This window comes from Streptomyces sp. F001 (genome assembly GCF_004187715.1).
Taxonomy (GTDB): Bacteria; Actinomycetota; Actinomycetes; order Streptomycetales; family Streptomycetaceae; genus Streptomyces; species Streptomyces flavusporus.
In genome coordinates, this window is sequence record NZ_QZWF01000003.1 from 34198 (window position 1) to 55599 (window position 21402).

The 21402-nt window shown below is 70.3% G+C and carries 14 protein-coding genes, 9 pseudogenes and 1 riboswitch; of the genes and pseudogenes, 9 read left to right on the top strand and 14 right to left on the bottom strand.

The genetic code is table 11. The features are described 5' to 3' along the window. Positions 1 to 22 precede the first annotated feature (22 nt). From StrepF001_RS13215 to StrepF001_RS13230, 4 genes and pseudogenes are all read left to right on the top strand, one after another. Positions 23 to 562 (top strand): DinB family protein, encoded by a 540-nt coding sequence (locus tag StrepF001_RS13215; protein ID WP_129798479.1) that lies wholly within the window; start codon positions 23 to 25, stop codon positions 560 to 562. Between the two features lie 287 nt (positions 563 to 849). Further along, positions 850 to 1665 carry a hypothetical protein gene (locus StrepF001_RS13220; protein WP_129798480.1) on the top strand — a complete coding sequence of 272 codons (816 nt, stop codon included), beginning with the start codon at positions 850 to 852 and terminating at the stop codon, positions 1663 to 1665. 89 nt (positions 1666 to 1754) lie between these two features. After that, a complete protein-coding gene (locus tag StrepF001_RS13225; protein WP_129799085.1) occupies positions 1755 to 2405 on the top strand; it encodes a Uma2 family endonuclease in 651 nt (216 codons plus the stop codon). A gap of 4 nt (positions 2406 to 2409) precedes the next feature. Then, positions 2410 to 2977 (top strand): annotated as a pseudogene (locus StrepF001_RS13230) (hypothetical protein). Positions 2978 to 2999: 22 nt separating this feature from the next. Here StrepF001_RS13230 and StrepF001_RS13235 read toward each other — a convergent pair. The 6 genes and pseudogenes from StrepF001_RS13235 to thrC form a co-directional block, all read right to left on the bottom strand. Then, positions 3000 to 4475, bottom strand: coding sequence for an MFS transporter (locus tag StrepF001_RS13235; RefSeq protein WP_129798481.1), 1476 nt, complete (start codon positions 4473 to 4475; stop codon positions 3000 to 3002). A gap of 153 nt (positions 4476 to 4628) precedes the next feature. After that, positions 4629 to 5754, bottom strand: a pseudogene (locus StrepF001_RS13240) (NADH:flavin oxidoreductase). A 209-nt stretch (positions 5755 to 5963) separates the two neighbouring features. Beyond that, the gene (gene groL / locus StrepF001_RS13245; RefSeq protein ID WP_129798482.1) at positions 5964 to 7586 is read right to left on the bottom strand and encodes a chaperonin GroEL; all 1623 of its coding nucleotides are present in this window, start codon (positions 7584 to 7586) and stop codon (positions 5964 to 5966) included. Positions 7587 to 7980: 394 nt separating this feature from the next. Beyond that, positions 7981 to 8187, bottom strand: a complete 207-nt coding sequence (locus StrepF001_RS13250; RefSeq protein WP_019057200.1) for a cold-shock protein — start codon at positions 8185 to 8187, stop codon at positions 7981 to 7983. 439 nt (positions 8188 to 8626) lie between these two features. Then, positions 8627 to 8902, bottom strand: coding sequence for a MoaD/ThiS family protein (locus StrepF001_RS13255; RefSeq protein WP_129798483.1), 276 nt, complete (start codon positions 8900 to 8902; stop codon positions 8627 to 8629). Between the two features lie 124 nt (positions 8903 to 9026). Beyond that, the gene (gene thrC, locus StrepF001_RS13260) at positions 9027 to 10310 is read right to left on the bottom strand and encodes a threonine synthase (RefSeq protein ID WP_165396258.1); all 1284 of its coding nucleotides are present in this window, start codon (positions 10308 to 10310) and stop codon (positions 9027 to 9029) included. Between the two features lie 18 nt (positions 10311 to 10328). Then, positions 10329 to 10476: riboswitch (SAM riboswitch) on the bottom strand. Between the two features lie 154 nt (positions 10477 to 10630). On the opposite strand from thrC, the gene StrepF001_RS13265 reads away from it, so the two are divergent. Next, positions 10631 to 11575 (top strand): glucosyl-3-phosphoglycerate synthase, encoded by a 945-nt coding sequence (locus StrepF001_RS13265; protein ID WP_129798484.1) that lies wholly within the window; start codon positions 10631 to 10633, stop codon positions 11573 to 11575. Between the two features lie 83 nt (positions 11576 to 11658). Then, positions 11659 to 13046 (top strand): annotated as a pseudogene (locus StrepF001_RS13270) (trehalose-6-phosphate synthase). Positions 13047 to 13261: 215 nt separating this feature from the next. Here the strand turns inward: StrepF001_RS13270 and StrepF001_RS13275 are convergent. The 3 pseudogenes from StrepF001_RS13275 to StrepF001_RS13285 all read right to left on the bottom strand — a co-directional run. Next, a pseudogene (locus tag StrepF001_RS13275) lies at positions 13262 to 14111 on the bottom strand (trehalose-phosphatase). A gap of 117 nt (positions 14112 to 14228) precedes the next feature. Further along, positions 14229 to 14455 (bottom strand): annotated as a pseudogene (locus tag StrepF001_RS13280) (DUF3263 domain-containing protein). A gap of 44 nt (positions 14456 to 14499) precedes the next feature. After that, positions 14500 to 15727: pseudogene (locus StrepF001_RS13285) on the bottom strand (extracellular solute-binding protein); the annotation flags it as partial. A 172-nt stretch (positions 15728 to 15899) separates the two neighbouring features. On the opposite strand from StrepF001_RS13285, the pseudogene StrepF001_RS13290 reads away from it, so the two are divergent. The 3 pseudogenes from StrepF001_RS13290 to StrepF001_RS13300 all read left to right on the top strand — a co-directional run bounded on the left by StrepF001_RS13290 (position 15900) and on the right by StrepF001_RS13300 (position 19045). Further along, positions 15900 to 16798 (top strand): annotated as a pseudogene (locus StrepF001_RS13290) (ROK family protein). A gap of 103 nt (positions 16799 to 16901) precedes the next feature. Then, positions 16902 to 17987, top strand: a pseudogene (gene nagA / locus StrepF001_RS13295) (N-acetylglucosamine-6-phosphate deacetylase); the annotation flags it as partial. A 138-nt stretch (positions 17988 to 18125) separates the two neighbouring features. Further along, positions 18126 to 19045, top strand: a pseudogene (locus StrepF001_RS13300) (1-phosphofructokinase family hexose kinase). 4 nt (positions 19046 to 19049) lie between these two features. Here the strand turns inward: StrepF001_RS13300 and StrepF001_RS50080 are convergent. The 5 genes from StrepF001_RS50080 to StrepF001_RS47830 all read right to left on the bottom strand — a co-directional run bounded on the left by StrepF001_RS50080 (position 19050) and on the right by StrepF001_RS47830 (position 21367). Beyond that, a complete protein-coding gene (locus StrepF001_RS50080) occupies positions 19050 to 19496 on the bottom strand; it encodes a hypothetical protein (protein ID WP_346656933.1) in 447 nt (148 codons plus the stop codon). Between the two features lie 133 nt (positions 19497 to 19629). Beyond that, positions 19630 to 19818 carry a hypothetical protein gene (locus StrepF001_RS50085; RefSeq protein ID WP_346656934.1) on the bottom strand — a complete coding sequence of 63 codons (189 nt, stop codon included), beginning with the start codon at positions 19816 to 19818 and terminating at the stop codon, positions 19630 to 19632. Between the two features lie 252 nt (positions 19819 to 20070). After that, positions 20071 to 20418, bottom strand: coding sequence for a GGDEF domain-containing protein (locus tag StrepF001_RS47820; protein WP_240797537.1), 348 nt, complete (start codon positions 20416 to 20418; stop codon positions 20071 to 20073). Then, complete coding sequence (locus StrepF001_RS47825; protein ID WP_240797538.1) at positions 20301 to 20993, bottom strand: PAS domain S-box protein; 693 nt, start codon at positions 20991 to 20993, stop codon at positions 20301 to 20303. The genes StrepF001_RS47820 and StrepF001_RS47825 overlap by 118 nt, the downstream gene beginning before the upstream one ends. Beyond that, a complete protein-coding gene (locus tag StrepF001_RS47830) occupies positions 20894 to 21367 on the bottom strand; it encodes a hypothetical protein (protein ID WP_240797544.1) in 474 nt (157 codons plus the stop codon). The genes StrepF001_RS47825 and StrepF001_RS47830 overlap by 100 nt, the downstream gene beginning before the upstream one ends. Positions 21368 to 21402: the final 35 nt, after the last annotated feature.

Here is a 21402-nt window from a genome sequence, read left to right on the forward strand (position 1 = left end):
AACGGCTCCTAGCGTGGCTGTCATGACTGAGACCACGCACAACACCGTCACCGTCACCGACGAGCGCGCCGACCTGCTGGAGACGCTGGCCAAGCACCGGCACTTCCTGCGCTTCACCACCCGCGACCTCACCGACGAGCAGGCCGGGCAGCGGACCACCGCCAGCGAGCTGTGTCTCGGCGGCCTTATCAAACACGTCACGTCGGTGGAACGGGGCTGGGTGAACTTCATCCAGCACGGCCCGTCGGTGATGGGCGACTTCACCGCCATGACCGAGGCCGACTGGGCCAAGCGGGCCGACGAGTTCCGCATGCTGCCCGGTGAGACGCTGGAGGGCGTCCTGGCCGAGTACACCGAAGTGGCAGACCGGACCGACGACTTGGTCGCGGCCCTGCCCGACCTGAACGCCGCCCATCCGCTGCCCAAGGCCCCGTGGTTCGAACCCGAGGCTCACTGGTCGGCCCGCAGGGTGCTGCTGCACATCATCGCCGAGACGGCCCAGCACGCCGGCCACGCGGACATCATCCGGGAGTCCCTGGACGGCCAGAAGAGCATGGGCTGACACACCGAAAACCCGGTCCGAAGCTCAAGCGACCAGCCCCGAGCCCTCTTTGCAAGGAATGGGTGGAGGGCCTCAACCCGCCCTCCCACCCGGCAAGTTGACTTGACGCGTTCGGCTTGCCACACACAGTTACGATCGTCTAGCGTGTCCGCATAACGAACAGCCCCCGCCAGGTGCTCACAACACCTGCGGGGGCTTGACCTACGAGATCGAAGGAACAGTTCGATCCCATGGCTGAAGCCAAGCTTAGTGCTGCCTCCCGCTCTGCGCACGCAGACCCGCACCCCATGGCCAATCCGGGTTACGGCAAGCGCTCCGCCCCTGGTCAACTCACCCGCACAAACCACGACTTCGCCCACCTCCCACCCCGCGAAGCCGCCATCGCCGCGTACGTCGACCGCCTCCCCGACGGCGCCGAAATCTCCGTAAAAACGCTGGCCAAGCACCTCCCGTACGGACAGTGCGCCCTCCGCACGGCCCTCAACAACCTCCAGCGGGCAGGGCACTTGCGCCGCGGCCGCGAACACCTGGCCGACTCGGGAAGCCAACTCTGGATCACTCGAACGTGGTTCACCCGTACCGCACGCGACGATGACTGGTGGGCGGCGTTCACACGCGGCGACGTTCCGGAGGAGGAGCCGCCGGAACGGGCCCGCCCCACCCGTTCCCGCGCCCACATCCTCCTGGCCGCCCTCGGCCGCACGGCGCCCGCCCTGTCGCTCTCGCAGGCCGACTGCGCGCAGCTCGCCCCGCTGGTGGACGAGTGGTTCGCGCGGGGTGTCACCGAGGAGGCCGTCCTCCGCGCCCTGACCGCGGGCCTGCCCACGCCGGTCCACTCCCCGGCGGCCCTGGTCCGCAGGCGCCTGACCGACAAACTGCCGCCTGAGCCCCTCCCCCGTCCGCCCCTCCGCGTCCTGGAGTGCGCGAAGTGCGGAGTGCCCGGCCGCCCGGAGGCACTGCCGGACGGCATCTGCGGCGCGTGCCGGGGCGAACGCGCCCCCGACCACAACAACGCACCCCTGGACGCCTCCGCAGTCCACGCCCGCGCGGCAGAGATCCGTGCCGCAATTTCCCTACGGCGACACGAAAGGACACCCGCATGACGGCTCCCACGGTCCGACGACACCAGCCCGGGGCACGATGGAGGGAAGGAGGCGACGCCATGACCCCTGACACCGCTGAACGCCCGCAGATGTCCGTCGAGGACTTCGATGAACTCGTCCGGAGGGCTCCAAGGGAGCTACGGAACCGGCTGGAATTCCTCGGCGGGAGGCTGTGCGTCCGGCACGGCCCGCTCGACGTCGACGAATTCGAGGAGCTTGCCGCCCTGGCGCCGGAAACCGTGCGGCTCGAGTACATCAACGGAAAGGTAGTAGTCAAGGCAATGCCGGACGGCAACCACCGGGAGATCTTCGTCTGGCTGCAGGAACAGTGCATCCAGCATCGCCCTGACCTCCGCGTCTACGGCGAGTCCGGCGTCAAAACCGAGGCCTACCGCAAAGGTCGCGCCCGGACGGACGGAGCCGTCGCACGCAAGGGCCACTTCAAAGGCCACGGCGAGTGGTCTGCGTCCAACGGCATCCTGATGGTCGTCGAGATCACCTCGCACGACCGCGACACCAACCAGCGAGACCGCATCGACAAACCAATTGGCTACGCCGCGGTCGGCATCCCCCTGTACCTCCTCATCGACCGCGACAACGAGACTCTCGTCGTGTACAGCGAGCCCAAGGACAGCCGGTACCAGCAGACTCTCAGCCACCCCTGGGGCACCCCGGTGGAGCTCCCCGACCCCGTCGGCTTCACTCTGGACACCGAAGAACTCAAGGACTACGCAGACTGACCCCATGAACCACGCCCAGCTCACCGCCCTCGGCCGCGCCCTCCGCCTCCTCGGCGAACACGGCGAAGTCCTCACCCCCGACACCCCGGACGCCAAGCTGCACGAGGTCAAGGCCGATCTGCAACGCGCTCTGGATCTGCTGGAGGAGAGCGTCAGCACGGCCGCGCCCACCACTCGCTGCCCGGAGCATCCCACCGGCCCCGTCGACGAGAGCGCCCCCGACCTCTGCCTGCTGTGCGAGACCCGGCGCCGGGCGGCCCGCCGCGCCGAGTTCAACGGGCCCTCCGCGCCACCCGCCCCACCGGAAACGCCCCTCCCGGTACGGCACCCGCGCCGACCGCCCCCAGCCCCAGCAGCGCTGGCTGCCGGAGCTGTGGAACGGTCAGGAGTGGCAGTTGTGCGGCACCCCGCGCCGCGACCGCCGTGAGGCCGAGCTGTACATCGCAGCCCAGCGGCGCGGCTCACGGCCCGCCATGGCGTACCGCCTGGTGCACGAGTTCACCGACTACGAGGTGCTGCGCGTGTGGGGCACCCCGGTGCGGGTCGACATCGAGCCGATGGGCAACCTGTAAGCCGTACGACGAGCTCGAACGCCTACGCCTTCACTGCGGAGACCTGCGCCGGTTCCGCCTCTGCGGCCGCCGCCCCGGCCGCCGGACGCCCGCGCGGGATGAACGACGCGACGGCGAAGGCGAGCAGGGCCGCTCCCGCGCCGATCGCGAGGACCGTGCGGAAGCCGTCCTGGGAGGGCAGCGCGACGGGGCCGAGGTTGATGGTCGTCTGGGCCAGGATGACGCCCGCCACCGCGCTCGCCGTGGACGTACCGATGGACCGCATCAGGGTGTTGAGGCTGTTGGCCGCGGCCGTCTCGGAGGGGTCCACCGCGCCCATGATGAGCGCGGGCATCGAGCCGTACGTGAAGCCGATACCGGCGCCGATGACGCAGGAGACCAGGACGAAGTGCCAGACGGCGTCCATCAGCACGATGTTCAGGCCGTAGCCTCCGGCCACGATCAGGGCGCCGATCATCAGAGTGACCTTCGGGCCCTTGGCCTTGGACACGGCGGCGGAGACCGGTGCCGTCAGCATCATCACCAGACCGGACGGCGCCATGACCAGACCGGCGGCGAGCATCGACTGGCCCAGGCCGTAGCCGGTGGCCTCGGGCGCCTGCAGCATCTGCGGAATGACCAGGGACATCGCGAACATCGCGAAGCCGACGGCCACCGAGGCGAGGTTCGTCACCAGCACCTGACGGCGGGCCGTGGAGCGCAGGTCCACCAGCGGCTGGGTGACGCGCAGCTCCCACCAGCCCCACACCAGCAGGACGACGACGGCCGCGGCGAACAGGCCGAGCGTGGTGCTGCTGGTCCAGCCCCAGTCCGCCCCCTTGGAGATGCCCAGGAGCAGGCAGACCAGGCCGACTGCCAGGCCGAGTGCGCCGATCAGGTCGAACCATCCGCCGGTGCGGACCTTCGACTCGGGTACGAGGGTCAGGACGAGGACACCGGCCACGACACCGAGGGCGGCCGAGGTCCAGAAGAGGACGTGCCAGTCGAAGTTGTCGGCGATGAGCGCGGCGGCGGGCAGACCGAGGGCGCCGCCGACGCCGAGGGAGGCGCTCATCAGCGCGGTGGCGGAGCCGAGCCGTTCGGCGGGCAGTTCGTCGCGCATGATGCTGATGCCGAGCGGGATGACACCGGAGGCCAGGCCCTGCAGCACCCGTCCGACGATCATCGGGACCAGGGAGTCGCTCAGCGCGGCGGTGACCGAGCCGGCCACCAGCAGGACCACGCTGACCAGCAGCATGCGGCGCTTGCCGTACATGTCACCGAGCCGGCCCATCACCGGCGTGGCGACGGCGGCGGCGAGCAGCGTGGCGGTGACGGCCCAGGCGGTGTCCGAGGAGGGGGCGTCCAGGAGCTGCGGCAGCTCCGGGACGATCGGGATCACCAGGGTCTGCATCAGGGAGACGACGATTCCGGCGAAGGCCAGCACCGCCACCACGGCGTTCGCCCTCGGCGGGGCCGAGCCTCCGGTGTCGGCGGGTCGGGCAGGGGCGTGGGACATGGCTGGCCTCCGGTCGCGGTGAACAGTGCTTGACTTAGGCAACCATAAGTCAGTTGCTTGACTTACTCAAGAAAAGTCAGGTCACGGCTGGGCCAAAAGGGCGGTGGCCCCGGCGATCACGTGATCGCCGGGGCCACCCACTGTCGCCGATCGTCAGCTCAGCGAGGTCAGCGACGCCGCGTCGTACGGCGCCAGCTCCTCGAACCGGCCCTCCAGCACCTTCGCCGCCCACTGCGGGTCCTGGAGCAGCGCGCGGCCGACGGCCACGAGATCGAACTCATCCCGCTCCAGGCGGTCCAGGAGGTTGTCGAGGCTGCCCACCCGGCGCCTCCCCCTGGAAGGCCTTGAGGAACTCACCGTCCAGGCCGACCGAACCGACGGTGATGGCGGGCTTGCCGGTCAGCTTCTTCGTCCAGCCCGCGAGATTGAGGTCCGCACCCTCGAACTCCGGAAGCCAGTAGCGGCGCGTGGAGGCGTGGAAGGCGTCGACGCCGGCCGACGCCAGCGGGGTCAGGATCGCCTCCAGCTCCTCCGGCGTCTCGGCGAGCCGCGCGTCGTAGGCCTCCTGCTTCCACTGCGAGTAGCGGAAGATGATCGGGAAGGACGCCGAGACCGACTCCCGTACGGCCGCCACGATCTCCGCCGCGAACTTCGCACGGGTGACCCGGTCACCGCCGTAGGCGTCCGTGCGGCGGTTGGTGCCCTCCCACAGGAACTGGTCGAGCAGGTAGCCGTGGGCGCCGTGGAGCTCCACGCCGTCGAAGCCGATGCGCTCGGCGGCCGCGGCGGCCTCCGCGAACGCGCCGATGACGTCGTCCAGATCGCGCTGGGTCATCGCCTTGCCCGTGGGCTCGCTCTCGCCGATCCGCAGACCGGAGGGGCCGACGGCGGGGGCGTCCGCGAACGGCGGCTGGCCCTGCTTGCGGACCATGCCGATGTGCCACAGCTGCGGGACGATCGTGCCGCCCGCCGCGTGCACCGCCTCGGCGACCTTCGCCCAGCCCGCCAGCTGCTCCTCGCCGTGGAACCGCGGGACACGGTCGCTCTGCCCGGCCGAGTCGTGGCCGACGTAGGTGCCCTCGGTGACGATCAGGCCGACGCCGGCGGCAGCGCGACGGGCGTAGTACGAGCGCACATCCTCGCCGGGGACGCCGCCCGGGGAAAACATGCGGGTCATCGGCGCCATCACGACGCGGTTCGGGACGGTGAGGCCATTGATCATGGTCGGCCGGGACAGGATCTGGGCCGCACGGGAGGCGGAGGACGTGGTGACGGTCACGCGGGGCTCCTCGGGGTGGGGGTCTGCTGACCAGCTGGTATGTGCGCGTGCATTGTTGCACCCGCTTAAGTAAGCGATTATGCGGGTCCATGCATTCCGCGCCTGCCGCATCCGGCCGTGATCCCGGACACGCCCGAGGGCGGCACCCCCTGTCTCCAGGGAGTGCCGCCCTCGGTCCGAAGGACGGTCGATCAACCGGAACCGGTCGATCAGAAGTCCATGTCACCGCCCGGCATGCCGCCGCCGGCGGGCGCGGCGGCCTTCTCCGGCTTGTCGGCGATGACGGCCTCGGTGGTGAGGAACAGCGCGGCGATGGAGGCGGCGTTCTGCAGGGCAGAGCGGGTCACCTTCGCCGGGTCGATGATGCCTTCCTTGACCAGGTCGACGTACTCACCGGTCGCGGCGTTCAGGCCATGACCCGGGGTCAGGTTGCGCACCTTCTCCACCACGACGCCGCCCTCGAGGCCGGCGTTGACGGCGATCTGCTTCAGCGGCGCCTCGAGCGCGAGCTTCACGGCCTGGGCGCCGGTCGCCTCGTCACCTTCGAGCTCCAGCTTCTCGAACACCTGGGAGGCCTGGAGCAGGGCCACGCCACCACCGGCGACGATGCCCTCCTCGACGGCCGCCTTCGCGTTGCGGACGGCGTCCTCGATGCGGTGCTTGCGCTCCTTGAGCTCGACCTCGGTGGCGGCACCGGCCTTGATGACGGCCACGCCGCCGGCCAGCTTCGCCAGGCGCTCCTGGAGCTTCTCGCGGTCGTAGTCCGAGTCGCTGTTCTCGATCTCGGCGCGGATCTGGTTGACCCGGCCGGCGACCTGGTCGGCGGAGCCGGCGCCGTCGACGATGGTGGTCTCGTCCTTGGTGATGACGACCTTGCGGGCGCGGCCCAGGAGGTCCAGGGTCGCGTTCTCCAGCTTGAGGCCGACCTCCTCGGAGATGACCTCGCCGCCCGTGAGGATGGCGATGTCGCCGAGCATGGCCTTGCGGCGGTCACCGAAGCCCGGGGCCTTGACGGCGACGGACTTGAAGGTGCCGCGGATCTTGTTGACGACCAGGGTCGACAGGGCCTCGCCCTCGACGTCCTCGGCGATGATCAGCAGCGGCTTGCCCGACTGCATGACCTTCTCCAGGAGCGGGAGCAGGTCCTTGACGTTGGAGATCTTGGAGTTGGCGATGAGGATGTAGGGGTCCTCGAGCGACGCCTCCATGCGCTCCATGTCGGTGGCGAAGTACGCCGAGATGTAGCCCTTGTCGAAGCGCATGCCCTCGGTGAGCTCGAGCTCGAGACCGAAGGTCTGCGACTCCTCGACGGTGATGACGCCTTCCTTGCCGACCTTGTCCATCGCCTCGGCGATGAGCTCGCCGATCTGGGTGTCGGCGGCGGAGATGGAGGCCGTGGAGGCGATCTGCTCCTTGGTCTCGACCTCCTTGGCCTGGTCGAGCAGCGCGCCGGAGACGGCCTCGACGGCCTTCTCGATACCGCGCTTCAGGGCCATCGGGTTGGCGCCGGCGGCGACGTTGCGCAGGCCCTCCTTGACCAGGGCCTGGGCGAGAACGGTCGCCGTGGTCGTACCGTCACCGGCGACGTCGTCCGTCTTCTTGGCGACTTCCTTGACCAGCTCGGCGCCGATCTTCTCGTACGGGTCCTCGAGCTCGATCTCCTTGGCGATGGAGACACCGTCGTTGGTGATCGTGGGGGCGCCCCACTTCTTCTCGAGGACGACGTTGCGGCCCTTGGGGCCGAGGGTGACCTTGACGGCGTCCGCGAGCTGGTTCATGCCGCGCTCGAGGCCGCGCCGCGCCTCCTCGTCGAACGCGATGATCTTGGCCATGTGAAGTGGTCCTCCCAGGACTGGGGGTGATTACTTCGGACCGCGCCCGCGCCCGCGACGGACGGCTCGCACGCCTTGTGGTTCCTTGCCCCACTTGGCTTGCGGCCTCACCGACCCGGTCCTTCTTTGTCACTCTCACCTTCAGAGTGCTAACGCCAATGATTAGCACTCGGGCATGGAGAGTGCAAGCGCCTGCGGAGCGGGCCCGTGAGGGGCGGCGGCCGGGCGGCGGTTCGAAGGCGCGCCCGCGGAGCGGGCTCCGTGAGGGGTGGCGGGTGGGAGCAAGCGCCTCCCACGGACCGAGGCCGGCCTCCGGGCAGGCCGAAGGGCTCGCACCCCAGGGGGTGCGAGCCCTTCGAAGAACAGAAGAACGTCGCTGCAGTCGGCGCGTGCTTCAGCTGGTCGCGAGCCGGACCATGTCCGCCTGCGGCCCCTTCTGGCCCTGCGAGATCTCGAAATCGACCCGCTGACCCTCTTCCAGGGTGCGGTATCCGTCCATCTGGATCGCGCTGTAGTGGACGAAAACATCCGCACCACCGTCGACCGCGATGAAGCCGTACCCCTTCTCCGCGTTGAACCACTTGACGGTGCCCTGAGCCATGCCTAACTCCCCTATTACTGGCCCTTGCACAGATCCACACTTCGCGGATCCGGGTCAGACCTCACCCCCCATTGGTCGGGGGCGTGCGCCGGAACGCGTCGACCGCGGCTGAATGTATCTGTCCAACTGCCGTCTGCAACAGGTCAATCGGACGAGAATTCTGGGCACCACGGGGCGGGAATTTGCGGAGGATTCGCCCGAATTCAGGGCAAGTCGGGCCCCGTAAAGGGAATGAAAGACGCAAAAGAGCCACATACTTTGGCTGCTTCTTATCGCACGCGGAGCCGGAACTCATATGCGTCCGGCATGCGGGTCGCAGCGCGTTCCCCAACTGTACCGCGCTCAATCACACTGAATTGCCCCCTCCGCTTCTCTCACGGAGGGGGCAATTCGATGAACATTGCGTAACCGGCGTTACTCACGGTAACGCAGGAGCGGGTCAGCCGCCCGCGACCGCCGGGATGATGGAGACGCCCGCACCGTCCGGGGTCGCCGTCTGAAGGCCCTGCTCGAAACGGACGTCGTCGTCGTTGACGTACACGTTGACGAAGCGGCGCAGCTTGCCCTGGTCGTCCAGGACGCGGGCCGAGATGCCCGTGTGGTTCTTCTCCAGATCGGCGATGACCTCGGCGAGGGTCGCACCCTCGGCGGCGACCTCTGCCTGACCGCCGGTGTAGGTACGCAGGATGGTGGGGATGCGGACGGTGACGCTCATGCGGGGTGACCTCCGGTCGGGTGCACAGGGACGGCGGGGCAGCGCCCCAGGGGGGCGGGGAACTGCGCGACCAGCCCCCACCGGTCCGCAGCGTGAATTCGGCCTTCCAGCGGAGCGCCCCGGCTCATGCGAGGCCAGCCTTTCGGAAGGAGTCGAGGTTCGGGCGGATGGTGGCGGTCAGGCCGGTGCCGGCCACCGCGTCAAGGGTCTTCAGGCCGTCGCCGGTGTTGAGGACGACCGTCGTCAGGGTCGGGTCGAGTACGCCGTTCTCGATCAGCTTGCGCGTGACGCCGACCGTCACGCCACCCGCCGTCTCGGCGAAGATGCCCTCGGTCCGGGCGAGCAGCTTGATCGCGTCCACGATCTGCTCGTCCGTCACGTCCTCCACCGCACCGCCCGTACGGCGCGCGATGTCCAGGACGTACGGCCCGTCCGCGGGGTTGCCGATGGCCAGCGACTTGGCGATGGTGTCCGGCTTCTGCGGCCGGACGACGTCATGGCCCCCCTTGAAGGCCACCGACACCGGCGAGCAGCCCTCAGCCTGCGCACCGAAGATCTTGTACGGCTTGTCCTCGACCAGCCCGAGCTTGATCAGCTCCTGGAGACCCTTGTCGATCTTCGTGAGCTGGGAGCCGGAGGCGATCGGGACGACGATCTGGTCGGGCAGCTGCCAGCCGAGCTGCTCGCAGATCTCGTACGCCAGGGTCTTGGAGCCCTCCGCGTAGTACGGCCGCAGGTTGACGTTGACGAAGCCCCAGCCCTCGCCGGCCGGGTCGCCGATCAGCTCGGAGCAGAAGCGGTTCACGTCGTCGTAGTTGCCCTCGATGCCGATGAGTTCGCCACCGTAGACCGCGGCCATGACGACCTTGCCCTGCTCCAGGTCGTGCGGGATGAACACGCAGGAGCGGAAGCCGGCGCGGGCCGCCGCGGCGCCCACCGCACCGGCCAGGTTGCCGGTGGAGGAGCAGGACAGAGTGGTGAAGCCGAAGGCGCGGGCGGCCTCCAGGGCCTGGGCGACCACACGGTCCTTGAAGGAGTGGGTCGGGTTGCCGGAGTCGTCCTTCACGTACAGCCCACCGGTGACGCCGAGTTCGCGCGCGAGGTTGTCGGCCTTGACGAGCTTGGTCCAGCCCGGGTTCAGGTTCGGCTTGCCGGCGACGTCCGCGGGGACGGGCAGCAGGGGTGCGTAACGCCAGATGTTCGACGGTCCCGCCTCGATGCGCCCCCGGAGCTCCTCGGCGTCGTACGCGGAGAAGTCGTACGCGATCTCGAGCGGGCCGAAACACTCCTCGCACGCGAAGACCGGGCCGAGCGGTACGCGGTGGCCGCACTCGCGACAGGACAGCGCGGCGGCGGGACCGAGGTCGACGGTGGGAGTGCTGGTGCTTTCGACAGTCTGCACAGCCATGTGAGGCGAGGCCCTTTCTCCTCATCTTCCTCACGACGCATCTCGCCGTGAGACGGAATTGGCACCTTCCCTAGCCGGGAGCCTCACCACGTCTGCGTGACAAGAACCGGCTGGAGGGTTGCCGGGGCTTCATCGGGCCGTTTCCCTCTGCCCCTCTGGATGAGCTGTATGTGGTTGTAGACGCAAACAACCCCCGACATGCGATGGTCATCAGCGTTGTTCAAGACTGTAACCGAAGGCCAGGACAGTTGAGATAGTCGTCCGAACCGCGAGATGGATCACAACCCCCTCGCCTGGAGAACGCAGAGGAGCCGCAAGCTGTGCTGGAAGAAGTCGAGCGCTGGCTGAGCACCCGCTCCTGGTCCCTGACCGATCGCCCGCTCCACAAGATCCTGGCCGCCAAACGCACGACGGGCCAGTCGGTCAGTGTCGTGCTGCCCGCACTCAACGAGGAGGAGACCGTCGGCGACATCGTCGCCGTGATCCGTCACGACCTCATGCAGCAGGCCCCGCTCGTCGACGAGCTCATCGTCGTCGACTCGGGCTCCACCGACCGCACCTCCGAGGTGGCCGCCGCCGCGGGCGCCCGGGTCGTCCACCGCGACGACATCCTGCCGCGCATACCGGCCGTCTCCGGCAAGGGCGAGGTCCTGTGGCGCTCTCTCCTCGTCACCAGCGGGGACATCGTCTGCTTCATCGACGCCGACCTGAAGGAGTTCTCCTCGGACTTCGTGTCGGGCATCGTCGGCCCGCTGCTCACCGACCCGGAGATCGACCTCGTCAAGGGGATGTACGACCGTCCCCTCGGGGGTACGGCGGGACAGGGCGGCCGGGTGACCGAACTGATGGCCCGTCCGCTGCTGAACATGCACTGGCCGCAGCTGGCCGGTTTCGTCCAGCCACTCGGCGGCGAGTACGCGGCCCGCCGCTCGCTGCTCGAACAGCTTCCGTTCCCCGTCGGCTACGGCGTGGAGCTCGGCATGCTGGTCGACTCCCTCCACCTGGCCGGCCTCGAGGCGCTCGCGCAGGTCGACGTCGGGGTGCGCAAGCACCGCCACCAGGACGGGCAGGCGCTCGGCCGGATGGCGGCGGCGATCTACCGCACGGCCCAGCTGCGGCTGGCCCGCGGCCATCTGATCCGTCCCTCCCTCACCCAGTTCGAACGGGTGGAGGACGGCTTCGAACCGCGTACGTTCTCCGTGGACACGGAGGAGCGGCCACCGATGGTGGAGATCGCCGAGTACGCCGCCCGGAAAGTGGCGTGACCGTTTTATGGGCGTTGTATACGGCCCCGCCGGGTGGCCTTCCGTACGTTTGAGCGGATCCGGCTCGGGCTAGGTTGAGGCGTATGGCTTCAACGTACGGTGCTGCGCAGGTACTGGTGGCCTCCAACCGTGGCCCGGTCTCGTACGAGGTGCGCGAGGACGGCTCGCTGGCCGCCAGACGCGGCGGCGGCGGGCTGGTCTCCGGGCTGTCGGCCATCGGGCCGGACGCCGGCGCGCTGTGGGTGTGCTCGGCCCTCGGCGACGGCGACCGCGAGGCGGTGCGGCGCGGGGTCGGGGAGTCCGGCGTACGCATGCTGGACATCCCGGCCGACGTGCACGCGGACGCGTACAACGGCATCGCCAACTCGGTGCTGTGGTTCGTCCACCACATGCTGTACCAGACGCCGCTGGAGCCGGTCTTCGGCGCGGAGTTCCGGCGGCAGTGGGCCTCGTACGAGGCGTACAACCGCGCCTTCGCCGAGGCGCTGGCGCAGGAGGCGGCGCAGGGTGCCGCGGTGATGGTGCAGGACTACCACCTCAGCCTGGTCCCGGGGCTGCTGCGCGAGCTGCGCCCGGATGTGCGGATCGGCCACTTCTCGCACACGCCGTGGGCGCCGCCGGAGTACTTCCGGGTGCTTCCGGACGACATCGCCGGGCAGTTGCTGCGCGGGATGCTGGGCGCGGACCGGCTCGGCTTCCTCACCCATCGCTGGGCGGACGCGTTCACCGCGTGCTGCGAGGCGTTCGCCGGGGGCCTCGGGGACACCCGCGTCGGCGTGCACGGGCTCGGTGCGGACGCGGACTTCCTGCGGAAGCGGTCGCACGAGGCCGATGTGAACGAGCGGATGGCGAGGCTGCGGGCGGAGATCGGCGAGGGCCGCAAGGCGATCGTCCGGGTGGACCGGACCGAGCTGTCGAAGAACATCGTGCGGGGCCTGCTGGCGTACCGGCAGCTGCTCGACGACCACCCGGAGTGGCGTGAGCGGGTGGTGCACGTCGCGTTCGCGTACCCGTCGCGGCAGGATCTCGCCGTGTACCGGGAGTACACGGCTCAGGTGCAGCGGCAGGCCGAGGAGATCAACGGGCGGTACGGGACGCCGGGCTGGACGCCGGTGGTGCTGCACGTCAAAGACGACTTCGCGCGGTCGCTGGCGGCGTACCGGCTGGCGGACGTGGCGCTGGTCAACCCCATCCGGGACGGGATGAACCTCGTCGCCAAGGAGGTGCCGGTCGTCTCCGACGAGGGGTGCGTGCTGGTGCTGTCGCGGGAGGCGGGGGCGTACGAGGAGCTGGGGGAGGATGCGATCGGGGTGAATCCGTACGACGTGGTGGGGACGGCCGAGGCGTTGCCTGAGGCGCTGACCATGTCGGTCGGGAGCGGATGGAGCGGACGAAGCGGTTGGCTGCGGCGGCTACCGCCTTGCCGCCGGCGCAGTGGTTCCTGGATCAGCTGGGTGCGCTGAACGCCTGATGGGGTGGTGCGCGGTGCTGGTGGGGGTGGGCGCGCGGCCGGCGCTGAGGGTGCCTCCCCAGAGGGGGGACCCCACGCCACCCGTGCCGCCTGGGCGGCACGCATGCCCGGGCTGGACGGGGTGGCTGCGGCACGACTGTCCGCGGCTTGACGGGTGGTGCGGCACGACTGCCCGCAGCAGCGTCAGCCGATACGTGCGCCAGCCCGGCCAGCAGTCACGACGCCTCCGGGCCGTTCACCACAGGTCGGCTCGTTTGCTCAGCTCGGTGACCGTCGCTGCCGCTGCAGACCAGCAGGCCGGGGTGCCGGTGGAGCGGAGTTTTTCGATGGTGGCGTAGGCGGGGAGGTCGCCGAGGTCGTCGCCGGCGTAGAGGACGGAGGCGGGAGAGCTCGCGGGCGTGTTCGAGGAGGGCGACGCCTTGTGTCCATGCCGGGTGGGCGGAGTTCCAGGACCATCGGCCGGGTTCGAGATCAGGCCGTGCCGGGTGGCGAGGTCGGAGAGGGGTTCGCGCAGGCCTCGAACGCGGCCTGGGGGTCGGCGGCGCGGGGGTGTGGACGGCGACCGCGTGGCCCTTGTCTCCACCCAGGTGCCCTGCCGGCGCCCACCGTTCGAGAGCCCGGCAGTTCCTCGCGGACGGCGGCGACACCGGGTGCGGGCGGGGGGCTGACCTCGCCGCTCACGGCGTCAGCGTTCGGCGCCGTAGTGGCGAGGACGACGAGGTGCTCGAGGCGGGTACGCCCGCGAAGCCGCCGTACCGCACGGCCACGTCCGCCGGGCGGCCGGTGATCACGGCGACGGAGGCGACCTTCGGGGCGAGGGCGGCGAGCGCGGGACCGCGTCGGGGTGGGCCCGCGCCTGCTCGGGGTCGGGCACGATCGGGGCGAGCGTCCCGTCGAAGTCGAGGGCGATCACCGCCTTGCGGCCGGGCGAGAATCGCGTCGAGCCCGTCACGCCGGCAGGGTCGAGGGCGTCGGGAGAGTCGTGTGGGGTTCGGTCTCGTGGCTGCCATAGGGCGACTTCCGCGGCCGGGCCTGTACGGGGCGAGCCTTTGCACACCGGGGCATCATCCAGCCGTGGGGTGCCCCTCTGGGGGAGATTGAGGACGAGGCCTTCAGGCGAAGCGGGGGCCTGGGGGGGAGCCCCGGCGGGGGCCCACACGCCGGGTGACCAGAAAACGCCGGTCACCCCGCCGCCGCCGGTTCCCGCAGCCTGCGAAGGCGATTCACGTCACCGGATCGTGCGCCAACGCCCGGGATCGTCGAGCAGGGCGTTGAGCAGCTGGTAGTAGCGCACCGGGGCCAGCCCCAGCTCTCCCGTATCGCCCGCTCCTTCGCACCGGGCCCGGCGAACCCCCGGCGTTCCAGCGCGAGATGTCCTGTTCCTGCCGTCCGAGCCGCTCCTGCTCCATGCCGAAACCGTAACCTCCGCACCGACAGCGCGACCTATCCGCGCCGAGCTCTCCGCCGTGGTCGCCGTCGACTGCAGCTGACCGAGGATCGCCGACGGGCTGCCACCGGGCTCCACGGTGGAGCCGATCCGCTTCTTGACCTCCCGCTGACCGCCGCCGGACGTCTTGCCGACGGGGTAGAGCTCGGCGAGCGGCAGTTCGTCCAGGAACGGCTTGAGGTCCCGGTCCTCGGCGCGCGCTCATGGCTCGGACGCGGCGTTGGTGACCGGCAGCAGGTCGTACTCGCGGGAGAAGGCGAGGACGTTCTCCTCGCTGTAGACGAAGTCGAGGAAGTCGCCCGGCTGCTCCTTGTGGCCGTTCTGCTTGAACGCCAGCATCCAGTCGGCGACGCCCATCGTGGCCTTGCTCTCACCGTTCACGCCGGGCATCGGCACCATGCCGAACTTCACGCCCTTCTTCTCGGCCATCTTCATCAGGGACGGATGGCCGTTCAGCATGCCGACCTCGCCCGGCGAAGGCGGCGAACGCGTCGGCGCGGTTGAGCTTGCCGGGGGCGACCGGCCCGGTGAGGTCCTCGCCGACCAGCTCGTCGCGCAGCCAGGTGAAGGTCTCGACGTTCTCCGTGGAGTCGATGCCGTAGGTGCCGACGGTGTCGGTGTAGCCGCCGCCCCCGCTGAGCAGCCACTGCATGGTCTCGGCCTGTGCCTCCTCGGAGCCGAGCGGCAGGGCGTAGGGGTACTTCACGCCCTCGGCTTCAGGGCGCGGCGTCGGGGCCAGTTCCGCCCATGTGGTGGGCGGGGTGAGGCCGGCCTCCTCGAAGTGGGCCTTGTTGTAGAAGAGCAGGCGCGTGGAGGCGGCGAACGGCAGGCCGTACTGCACCCCGTTGACCTGCCCCGCGCTGGCGAGCGCGGAGGAGAAACCGGCCTGTACCGGTATGGAGAGCAGGTCGTCGGCGGTGTAGAGCAGGCCGTCGGCCGCGTAGTCGGCGTACGCGCCGATCTGGGCCATGTCGGGCGCCTTCCCGGCCTCGACCATCTCCTTCACCTTGGCGTCGATGTCGTTCCAGGAGTAGACGCTGACCTCGACGTTCACATCCGGGTGGTCGGCCTCGTACTCCTCGACCAGCTTCGCCCAGTACTTCTTCGAGCTGTTGGCCGCGCTGTCGCCGTAGTCGGCGGCGACCAGCCGCAGCGTCACGTCGGTCGTGTCTCCACCGAGGCCACAGCCGCCGAGGACCGCCGTCATGCCCAGTGCGGACACCACCGCGATCATTCCTGTCCTGCGCCGCTGCACGTGCTCTCGCCCATCCTTGCCGAAAGATACATCTGACTTTTAAAACCGGAATCAAGGTCTACACCACGTAAGTGGACTAGACCTCTTCCGGTCCTCGGGCCACACTGTCCCCCGTGAGACACGTCATCGCCTCGATGTGGGCGGCACCGGGATGAAGGCCGCCCTGGTCGGGGCGGACGGCGCCCTGATCCACCAGGCGCGCCGGCCGACCGGGCGGGAACGCGGGCCCGGCGCGGTCGTCGACGGCATCCTCGACTTCGCCGCCGAGCTCCACACGTACGGCGAACAGCGCCTCGGCACCCCCGCGGCCGCCGCCGGCGTCGCCGTCCCCGGCATCGTCGACGAGCAGCACGGCATCGCCGCCTACGCGGCCAACCTCGGCTGGCGTGACGTCCCCCTGCGCGAACTCCTCGCGGCCGGCTCGGCGGCATCCCGGTCGCCCTCGGCCACGATGTGCGCACCGGTGGGCTCGCCGAGGGCCGGATCGGTGCCGGGCGAGGCGCGGACCGGTTCCTGTTCGTGCCGCTGGGCACCGGTATCGCGGTGCCATCGGCATCGACGGCCGGGTGGAGGCGGTGCGCACGGCTTCGCGGGCGAGATCGGCCATGTCGTCGTACGGCCCGGCGGACGCCTGTCCGTGCGGACAGCGCGGCTGCCTGGAGCGGTTCGCGTCCGCGGCGGCGGTGAGCGAGGGTGGGCCGCCGCCTGCGGGGACCCGGAGGCGGACGCGGCGGACTGCGCGAAAGCCGTCGCGTCCGGTGATCCGAACGCCGTACGAGTGTGGCAGGAGGCCGTGGACGCACTCGCCGACGGCCTGGTCACCGCGCTCACCCTGCTGGACCCCGCACGCTCATCATCGGTGGCGGGCTGGCCGAAGCAGGAGAAACGTTGTTCACACCACTGCGGGACGCCGTCCGGCGACGCGTCACCTTCCAGAAACTGCCGAAGATCGTCCCGGCGGCCCTGGGCGATACGGCGGGATGCCTGGGCGCCGGGCTCCTGGCCTGGGATCTCCTCGACCACACCGACCGCAAGGAGGAATCGCCCTGATGGCAACCCCCCCAGGGGCGCGGGGAACTGCGCGAACAGCCACACACAACCCGCAGCCGCGACGGACGGAACACCCCTGATCCTCTCCGGCGCCAACGTGGTCATGCCCACGGGAACCGTCAAAGACGGCCAAGTGATCGTCGACGGCAAGCGAATCGCCGCCAACGCCCCAGCCGACGTGCCCGAGATGGATCTGCGAGGCCACTGGCTGGTACCCGGCTTCGTAGACCTCCACAACCACGGCGGCGGCGGAGCCTCCTTCACCTCCGGCACCGTCGACGAGGTCCTCAAGGGCATCCACACCACCGGCTGCACGGCACGACCACCCTGGTCGCCTCCACGGTCACCGGCGACATGGACTTCCTCACGCGTCGGGCGGGCCTGCTCTCCGAGCTGGCCGAGCAGGGCGAGATCGCCGGGATCCACTTCGAGGGCCGTTCATCTCCCCGTGCCGCAAGGGTGCACACTCCGAAGAGTTGCTGCGCGACCCGGAGCCTTCCGAGGTCCGCAAGCTGATCGACGCGGCGCGCGGCAGGGCGAAGATGCTCACGCTCGCCACCGAACTGCCGGGCGGCATCGACTCCGTGCGGCTGCTCGCCGAGCACGGGGTGATCGCGGCGGTCGGCCACACGGACGCGACGTACGAGCAGACGGTCGAGGCGATCGACGCGGGCGCGACGGTCGCCACGCACCTGTTCAACGCCATGCCGCGCTCGGCCATCGCGCCCCCGGCCCGATCGCCGCCCTGCTGGAGGACGAGCGGTGACCGTCGAGCTCATCAACGACGGCACGCACCTGCACCCGGCCGCCCTGGAGCTGGCGTTCCATCATGCGGCCCGGAACGGGTCGCGTTCGTCACGGACGCGATGGACGCGGCCGGCTTCGGCGACGGCCGCTATCTGCTCGGCCCGCTGGAGGTCGAGGTCAGCGACGGCGTGGCCCGCCTGGTGGAAGGCGGCTCGATCGCCGGCTCCACGCTCACCCTGGACCGCGCCTTCAAGCGGGCGTGACCATCGACCGGCTGCCGGTGGAGCACGTGGTGGCGGCCTGTCGGCGGGCCCGGCGCGGCTGCTGGGCCTGGACGACCGGATCGGCTCCCTCGAACCGGCAAGGACGCGACCTGGTGCTGCTGGACGCCGCCTTCGAACTCAAGGGCGTGATGCGGCAGGGAGAATGGGTGGTTGAGCCCAACTGCCCTGATACATCCGCCAGTAGAGAGCGCACCGAAGAGACGGTGGCCGACCGGACGACTGTGCCGACGCCGTCTCTTTGGCATGATCGACCCCCGGAGAACGACAAGCACATTCACTCGGGGAGGTCGGCCCAGGTGATCCTCACGGTCACGCTGAACACCTCTCGACTCACCTATCGCGTACGGTCCCTGCGGCCGCACACCACCCACCGGGTCTCCGAGGTGACCGAACGCCCCGCGGCAAGGGCGTCAACGTAGCCCGCGTCTGGCCGCGCTCGTCACGAGGTGACGGTCACCGGCTTCGCCGGCGGCAGCACCGGACGGATCGTGCAGGACGCGCTCACCGCCACGCCGGGTGTGGTCGACGCGCTCGTCCGATCGGCGGCACGACCCGGCGCACCATCGCCGTCGTGGACGAGCGGACCGGCGACACGACCCAGCTCAACGAGCCCGGCCCGGCCATCGCACCGGCCGAGTGGTCCGCGTTCCTGGAGGCCTACGAGGACCTGCTGGCGCCGGCGAGCGCGGTGGCCCTGTGCGGCAGCCTGCCGCCGGGCGTGCCGGTGGGCGCGTATGCGGGCCTGATACGCACCGCGCGTGCGGCGGGCGTGCCCGTGCTGCTGGACACCAGCGGGGAGCCGCTGCGCCGCGGGGTGGCCGCCCGCCCGGACGTCATCAAGCCCAACGCCGACGAACTGGCCGAACTCACCGGTTCCCACGAGCCGTTGCGCGCCACCCAGGACGCCCGCCGACGCGGCGCCCACGCGTGGTCGCCTCCCTCGGCCCGGAGGGCCTGCTCGCCCTGACCCCGAGGGCCGCTGGCGCGCCACCCCACCGACCCGCATACACGGCAACCCGACCGGCGCCGGCGACTCCGCAGCCGCGGGCCTGCTGTCGGGCCTGGTCGAGCAGCTCCCGTGGCCGGACCCCTGGCCCGCGCCACCGCCCTCGCCGCGGCGACGGTCCGCGCGGCGGTGGCGGGCGAGTTCGACCGGGGCTCCTACGAGGAGCTGCTGGGGCGGGTGGCGGTGATCGGGGAGGTCAGCGCGGCGTGAGGGGCTACTCGACCCAGCCCTTGACCAGCCACACCTGGTCGAGGTTGGCGTCGCACTGGTTGCCCTGCTCGCACGAGATCTTGATGGTGTTCGTGCCCTTGTTGAGCTGGACGTAGTTGTAGGTCCGCGTCCAGCCCTTCTCGTAGTCGCCTTCGGGGGCGTTCGCGTAGTTCTTCATGTCGACCGGCGTGCTGGCGGCCGTGCCGTTGACCGTGAGGGTCCCGTTGCGTCCTTGCGGGCACGCCGTAGCCGACGTACAGGTGTACTTGCCGGACTCGGGGATGCGTTGACGGTCCAGGTGACCGAGGCGCCGACGGCGTTGAAGCCGGTCACGTAGACACCGCGTCCGCTTGGCGCCCTTGATGTCGGAGGCGGTGTGTGGCGCGCGCCGAGCTGCAGGGCTTGGCGTCGACGGCGGGCAGCTCTTCTCGCTGCCGCGCGCTGCTCTCACTCGAAGGGCTCGACTCCGCGCTCTGGGAGACCGACGGGGTGGTGGGCTGGTCGCCGTCCGCCGCGGTGTCGTCGTCGCGCGAGCATCGGACGCCGATGCCGATACGAGGGCGGACGACACGCGATCGCGCCGATCAGCAGGCTGTTGGTGTTGGGGCCGCGGCCCCGGCCGCCACCGCCGGGGCGGGCTGCGTCTGGACGGTGGGGGCGCCGCCGGGGAACGACTCGGGCGCGGCGTAGTGCGGGTTCGGCTGGCCGTATGCGCCCTGCTGCTGCGGCGGCACGGTCTGCTGGCCGTAGGGCCGCTCGCCGACCGTCCGCACCCTGCTGACCGAGTTCGGGTAGCCGTAGCCGCCGGACGGCGGCTGGGCGCCGTTGGCCTGACCGTCGGCGTACAGATAGCCGAACGGGTCCTCGTCCTCGGGTGCTCGCGCCGTTGTTGCCGGGCGTCATCCCTAGGTACTCCTCAACAGGTGCGGAACGGATGCGGTACGTGTGGTGAGAAATGGCGAGCCTACCCGCTCGCCGTGGCCCAAACGGGTGACCAGGATCGCATCATTCCGCAGACGTGCGGTTCATCCCGCACGTCGATGCTGTTTGGGACGAGACCGTTTCTCGACGTACATCCGTTCGTCAGCGGATTTCAACACTTCGTCCGCCGTCATACCGCAGTGCGCCCATCCGATACCGAAACTCGCCCCGACCCGGACGGCCCGTCCCTCGGCCCGGATCGGCTGGATGATCTCGTTCCGCAGCCGTACGGCGAGGTCCTGGGCGTCGGCCCGGCCGAGGCCGTCGGCGAGGATCACGAACTCGTCGCCGCCGAGCCGGGCGACGGTGTCGCCGTCGCGGACGCCGTTGCTGAGGCGGCGCGACCTCGATGAGCACCGCGTCGCCCGCGTTGTGCCGAACCGGTCGTTGATCGACTTGAAGCCGTCGAGGTCGCAGAAGAGGACCGCGAGCCCCTTGGTGCCGTCGTCGTGTTCACCCTCGGGGCGATGGTGTGGACGTGGTGGTCGTAGACGTCGAAGACGTCCCGGCGCGCCGGGAAGTCGAAGCCGGCGTCGTAGGCGGGGTGGCCGTAGGCCGCGTCCTGGGAGTCGTGGACGGCGGGCAGGCCGGACTGCGGGCGCTGGCAGAGGCGGGCGGAGAGGCGGGAGCGCAGCTCGGCGGAGTTCGGCAGGCCGGTGAGGGAGTCGTGGGAGGCGCGGTGGGCGAGCTGGAGCTCGCGGCGCTTGCGCTCCTCGATGTCCTCGACGTGGGTGAGCAGGAAGCGGGGGCCGTCGGCGGCGTCGGCGACCACGGAGTTGCGCAGGGACACCCAGACGTAGGTGCCGTCGCGGCGGCCCAGGCGCAACTCGGCGCGGCCGCCCTCGGCGGAGGTGCGCAGCAGCGTGCCTATGTCCTCGGGGTGGACGAGGTCGGAGAAGGAGTAGCGGCGCATCGCGGAGGCGGGGCGGCCCAGCAGGCGGCACAGGGCGTCGTTGGTGCGCAGGATCCGGCCGTGCTGGTCGCCGCCATCTCGGCGATGGCCATGCCGGAGGGGGCGTACTCGAAGGCCTGCCGGAAGCTCTCCTCGCTGGCCCGCAGGGCCTGCTGTTCGCGTTCCAGGCGGACCAGGGCGCGCTGCATATTCGCGCGTAGACGAGCGTTGCTGATGGCGATGGCGGCCTGGAAGGCGTACATCTGGAGCGCCTCGCGCCCCCACGCGCCGGGGCGGCGGCCGTTGCGCGGCCGGTCCACGGACAGGACGCCGATCAGTTCGCCGGAGGACGGGCCACCCTGGGCGCCCGGCGCGTACATCGGGGCGAACAGCCGGTCGGAGGGGTGCCACTCGTCCTCGAAGCGGGGGCGGGGCCCTCGGTGTACCACTGCGGGACGTCGTCGTCGTCGAGGATCCAGCCCTC